This is a genomic window from Kordia sp. (assembly GCF_045105435.1).
Lineage (GTDB): Bacteria > Bacteroidota > Bacteroidia > Flavobacteriales > Flavobacteriaceae > Kordia.
On the sequence record NZ_JBGCDL010000257.1, the window covers coordinates 1 to 5702 of the forward strand.

Consider the following 5702-nt stretch of genomic DNA (forward strand, 5'->3'; position numbering starts at 1 on the left):
TCGCTCTGCTCTTAGATTGTTAGTCACGCTTCGCTTTAGTATCGCTTTACTTTTAGGGCATAAAATTTTAGTGTATTAAAATAAAATTCTTACAAATTTTACTTAATTTGGGATGATTCTGATTACAAAACGTCAGTTCGAGTGTTTTTTGAAAAAAAATGTATCGAGAACAGCTTTTAGATCTTCAGCTAACCTAGATTACAAGCTCATTGAAGATATGGACGATAATGAATATCTAAAGTGTCTAAAGTCATTTCAATATGTGCAAAATTCCAATTACAAAGATATTTTACGTTATATAGATTCCGAAAAGTTTCAAGTAATCATCATGGGACATTCTTGTGGTTTATCAGATAGAGTTTTATTGAATACAATTTTTGAGCATGAGAATTGCCGTTCTATCAAAGTGTATTATTATAAAAATGGTGACTATGATAATTACACAGAGATCATTCAAAATATTTCTAGGCATTTTAATGATAAGAAACTCATGCGAACCAAAATTGTAGAGAAAACCTTGTGTGAACCAATGCCGCAAATTCAGTTACCGAAAAAAGTATGATAGTGCCATTTTTCACATAAAAAGGCTGTCTAAAAAGTTTCAAAAGCCGTCATTCTGGACTTGATCCAGAATCTCATAAAGCTGATTTTTAACTGTTATGCGAAACCGAATCAAGTTCGGTTTGACGAAATTATAACTTTTTAGACAGCCTCTTTTTATGCTGTATATTTTGGTGAGAATTATATTTTAATGAGCTTCTTAGTAGCAGTTTCTCCCGTATTTGATTGAATGTTTACGAAATATACGCCACTAGCTAAATCGTTAATAGAAATAGTGTTTAACACTTGATTTTTTAACGCAACCGTTTTAATAACTTTTCCGTTGATGTCAACAATAGAAAGACTTTTCAATTGAATTCCTTTGGTTGCGGCAATCGTAATTTTATTCTGAGCAGGATTTGGATACATGCCAATCAATGTCGCTAAATCGGGAAATTCTATCGTAGATAACACCGTATTTTCATAGATTTTTACATTTCTATAAAAAGAAGTGGCATCATTATACGTTCCACCGCCAGGATAATTATTATTTGTAAACGTATTGTTGAACGCGTCATTATCTGCTGCAAAAAATAAATACGGAATGGTACCTGAATACAATTGTCCGATTGGAATGGCATAATGTTTATACGTAAACCTATCGGCATCTGTATACGTATTAAAATCAAGATTTACAGTAGCAGAAGCCGTCACATTTTGAAAACCATATAACTTGTATGAAAGAACTGGATTGAGCGCTAAATCGTCGTCAATTCCTATGTAATGTATTTCACCATCAATGGTGCTCATAAAATCAAATTCAATCACCGTATTTGGCGTAATATTATAATTGATTTCTATAGCTTTCCATCCATTAGTTGCCACATACAAAGTAGCTCCGTTGTCGTACACATCAGAAACTCCGTTATCCTGTGCTACATCGTAGGTTAAAATGGTTTCATTGTTAAAATTTATAATTGGAAGTGCTGTATCGCATGCGTCAATTTCAGTCGAATTTGCATCTAAATTTACATCCGGAAAGCCGTTGCATTCATCAACACTATCACAAATACCATCGCCATCGCTATCGTTATTGATGTCATTTGGGCAATCGTCACACGCATCCGGAATATTGTCCATATCGGTGTCTAATCCGCCAGAACAGCCATATAAAGTAGCCAATACGTTGTCAATACTCCACAAGTTGTTTCTGTCTGCTACCGAAGAATTTAACGCAGCTTCCATACGCACTTTTTGTCCTTGTGTAAACATGGCATACGTTGACGCTGTATAGTCCATCATATTGGTAAGATTGTCTACACTTCCACAATTTGTAACTGTACCAGGACCTGGATAATCGTCTAAATCGGCAATGAGATTTCCTTTCGTATTTGGTGTATCATCAACAGAATCATCAAAATTGCAATAGACATCATTTCCATTTCCGCCTGCATTTGCCCAAATATGATATACATTCAGCCAATGTCCAACTTCATGCGCTAAATTATGAAACCAATTTTGAACCATTTCTCCGTGTTCTCCAAAAGCCCAAGCAGACATTACGTGTCCGTCTAAATACGCATCTTCACTACTTGCTACATTTGGCGGAAACGTTGCAAAACCAGATGTTCCGCTACCATCCACAGCTTGTCGTACGACATAAATATTAAAGTAATTTTCACGTGGCCAATGATAGGTTAAACGCATATCCGGATTGTTTCCGCGCAAGGTGTAAAAACCATCTACTTGTCTGTCAATTCCGTTCGTAGGATTTCCTTGCGGATCGAATTTTGCTAAGACAAATCGTAGTTTTTTAGTATCAAAAGCGCCTCGTACGGGAAGAAAACTCGCGTCAATATTTTGATCAAAAGCGGTATTTCCTGCAAAGAAAATATTTAGCGATTCAATAGCTCTTTCTACAGCGGCATCAGAAATATTTTCAACGCCATTGTTATGAATAATGTGCACAACTACGGGAATAATATAATCGGTTCCGATGGTCAATCCTTCAACTCCCGAAAAATCTTTACTTGTCGCAATCGACTGAAAGCTATTTGTAAAATCTTCCAATTCTTGAAACGCAGGATTATTTTCTGGTCGCAATTCAGGTCGTGTTTCATACAACTGTTGCTGAACAATATCTTGTCCGCAAGGTTGTTGTGCATGCGCGCTAAAGATAACACAGAGAAAGAAAGCGAAGCGTATCATTTTTTTCATAGTTCGTAAAAAATTCAGTAAACGTAAAAGTATACTTTTTTTAAAAACCTAATTGTTAACTTGTGTAAACGCCTTGAGTTGGGCATTTTTTAGTTTGTATTCATGTGTAGTTGAATATCCAAACCAACGAACTTTTTACGCAGAACATCAATCTTTTCTTGTAATGTTATTGGATTGATTTTTAGGTCGGGAAAAATAGTAGCATCAGGTTTTACGGTGATTTTTGTGTAATTTTTCTTTTCGTCGCTTCCGCAGATAGTTCTCGCTTCGGTTTTACCTTCTTTAAATAAAAACTCACCTTTTTCTCCGTTTGAATACGTGATTAATTTACACCATTCAGAAGCGGCATTAATTGTCATCATTCCTAATTCGCAAAACTCATCACCAACTGCCAAATGTTTCTTTTGATTATGACATGCGCCTATCGTTGTCATTATAGTTTCAGCATGTGTTTTGTTATCATTACCATAAATAGGTTTTAACGACATTCCTGCATCATATTCAATTGAGAAATAATCTGAGTACAGCGTAATTTTAAGATAATTACAATTATTATCCATGACTTCATCAAAAGCATGGCAAGCGGTTTCTAACGGAAGTCTATCCAAAGATTTCTCAGTATATACTTTCTTAAAATACATTTGTGGACGCATTCGAACATGATCTCTTGATTCTAATGAATGAATACTTTCTGAAGTATATTTTGGCTTTTCTTCTTTCATGTGAAACTTAAAGTCTATTATGTGTTTTTAAAATAGCATCATTAAAGACAACCATGGTCCACACAGGATCAAAATCGATACTAGTAATTTCAGGTAACGCATCTGGTTCAGGTTCATCCATGGCAATGATGCGAACAGTTTTATGCTTGAAACTTAAAATTACATCCGATAGAAAAGGAATGCCATCGATTTTTTGCGTTAAAAAATTAATATCTTCAATTTTTTGACCAATGAATTCTTTCCAATCATCAGAGGTGGAAACATCAATCCCTTTTGAATGACTATCAGGTGTGTAAAGTCCAGATCGCACTAAAAAATCAATACCTTCTTGTTCTCTGTTGTTAATAGCATCTCTGGCATCTTCGTAATACAAATGATAGCAGTATTCAACCGTAGGATCGTCTTCTAACCAAACCCAATTAATCCATTGTTCATTGGAAAGTCGAATGCATATAGCTGTATCAATTAAATGAAAACCATCGTATTGGTATGGGCGCTCTTTATAATCGCTAATAACATACTGTACTTGTTCAATAGTTTGCCCAACAATATTTTTCTTTTTCCTTTCTATGGATAAAGAGGTTTCTTGGTGAATTGAAATTGCATTTTCAAAATTTGATATTGCCATAAAATTGGTGTTGACTTTTGAGTTTCAAATTAATGAAATTCTACCAAAAAAAATAGTCTTTAGTAGCAAAAAATTGCTGCTAAAGACTATTTTAAAATTTTTATAAAAGTGATGATTGCTATGAATAGTATTGAGTTATGAGAATTGAGATGTTTCTCACTTCGATAAGCTCAGTGTAAACAAATTCACAAAAAGCCAATACCAAAAAGCTAAGAGCCAAAAGCTGATAACTAATTCATTAAATCTTCAATCTCATCAGCTTCTATAGGAATATTGCGCATTAAGTTAAATGGTTCGCCTGTTGGCTGAATCACAACATCATCTTCCAAACGAATACCAAAACCTTCTTCCGGAATGTAAATTCCCGGTTCAACTGTAAATACCATGTTTGCTTGCATTGGCTCTGTTAAGATTCCGTAATCATGTGTATCAAGTCCCATGTGGTGAGAAGTTCCATGCATAAAGTATTTTTTATACGCTGGCCAATCTGGATTTTCGTTTTGTACATCTGCTTTATCTATCAAGCCAAGACCTAACAACTCAGAAGTCATTAGTTTTCCAACTTCTACATGATATGCAGCCCAGTCTGTACCTGGAACGAGCATTTTAGTAGCATCATTTTTCACACGATTTACTGCATTGTAAACAGCTTTTTGTCGCTCCGAAAAACGACCGGAAACTGGAACGGCACGTGTCATATCGCTAGCATAATTGGCATATTCTGCACCAACATCCATTAAAATAACATCACCAGCTTTACATTGCTGATTGTTTTCTATATAATGCAATACGTTTGCATTATTTCCAGAAGCTACGATAGGCGTGTAGGCAAACTTTTTAGAACGATTTCTTAGAAATTCATGCATAAATTCAGCTTCAATTTCATATTCCCAAACACCAGGTTTTACAAAGCTTAAAATTCTGCGGAAGCCTTTTTCGGTAATATCGCAGGCTTTTTGTATCAAATCAATTTCAATTGGATCTTTTACCGAACGCAAACGCTGTAAAATAGGATTGCTTTTCGCAACACTGTGCGCAGGATATTTGGCTGTTAGCCATTTTGTAAAACGATCTTCGCGTGTTTCTGTTTCTACATTGGCGCGGTAATGTTCGTTTGTGTTGATGTACACTGTATCGCATTGCGTCATAATTTCAAACATGATTTTTTCCATGTCTTTCAACCAATACACCGTTTTAATTCCAGAAGTTGCCAATGCCGCTTCTTTTGTTAACTTTTCACCTTCCCAAACAGCAATATGTTCGTTGGTTTCTTTTAAGAATAAAATTTCACGATGCTTTTCTTTTGGACAGTCTGGAAATAAGACTAAAATACTTTCTTCTTGATCTACACCACTTAAAAAAAAGATATCTCTATGTTGCTCAAACGGCATGGTGCTATCTGCGCTGATTGGGTAAATATCATTCGAATTAAAAACAGCCAAACTACTCGGTTTCATCTGTGTCATGAAGTTTTTACGATTCTTGATAAATAAGTTGCGATCTATTGGATGGTATTTCATTTTGGTAATTTTAATTGATTTCCCTCAAAAATAATCAAACAAAAAAAGAAATTGGTAGCCAAATGGCGTTTTTTT

5 protein-coding genes are annotated in these 5702 nt (G+C 35.0%); 1 reads left to right on the forward strand and 4 read right to left on the reverse strand.

Annotated features, from left to right (window positions below):
• The first annotated feature begins 148 nt into the window (after nucleotides 1-148).
• Nucleotides 149-562, forward strand: a complete 414-nt coding sequence (locus AB8B65_RS13195; RefSeq protein WP_405301563.1) for a hypothetical protein — start codon at nucleotides 149-151, stop codon at nucleotides 560-562.
• A gap of 179 nt (nucleotides 563-741) precedes the next feature.
• Here the strand turns inward: AB8B65_RS13195 and AB8B65_RS13200 are convergent, their stop codons facing one another.
• The 4 genes from AB8B65_RS13200 to AB8B65_RS13215 form a co-directional block, all read right to left on the reverse strand.
• Nucleotides 742-2757, reverse strand: coding sequence for a zinc-dependent metalloprotease (locus tag AB8B65_RS13200; RefSeq protein WP_405301564.1), 2016 nt, complete (start codon nucleotides 2755-2757; stop codon nucleotides 742-744).
• 89 nt (nucleotides 2758-2846) lie between these two features.
• Nucleotides 2847-3479: a hypothetical protein gene (locus AB8B65_RS13205; RefSeq protein WP_405301565.1), complete on the reverse strand. Its 633-nt coding sequence runs from the start codon at nucleotides 3477-3479 to the stop codon at nucleotides 2847-2849.
• A gap of 7 nt (nucleotides 3480-3486) precedes the next feature.
• The gene (locus tag AB8B65_RS13210; RefSeq protein WP_405301566.1) at nucleotides 3487-4107 is read right to left on the reverse strand and encodes a hypothetical protein; all 621 of its coding nucleotides are present in this window, start codon (nucleotides 4105-4107) and stop codon (nucleotides 3487-3489) included.
• A gap of 230 nt (nucleotides 4108-4337) precedes the next feature.
• On the reverse strand, nucleotides 4338-5627 hold the full coding sequence (locus tag AB8B65_RS13215) for an aminopeptidase P N-terminal domain-containing protein (protein WP_405301567.1): 1290 nt from the start codon (nucleotides 5625-5627) through the stop codon (nucleotides 4338-4340).
• Nucleotides 5628-5702: the final 75 nt, after the last annotated feature.

Coding starts and splice junctions, on each gene's coding strand:
- AB8B65_RS13200 (WP_405301564.1), bottom strand. CDS start 2,757: ATGAAAAAAATGATACGCTTCGCTTTCTTTCTCTGTGTTATCTTTAGC.
- AB8B65_RS13205 (WP_405301565.1), bottom strand. CDS start 3,479: ATGAAAGAAGAAAAGCCAAAATATACTTCAGAAAGTATTCATTCATTA.
- AB8B65_RS13210 (WP_405301566.1), bottom strand. CDS start 4,107: ATGGCAATATCAAATTTTGAAAATGCAATTTCAATTCACCAAGAAACC.
- AB8B65_RS13215 (WP_405301567.1), bottom strand. CDS start 5,627: ATGAAATACCATCCAATAGATCGCAACTTATTTATCAAGAATCGTAAA.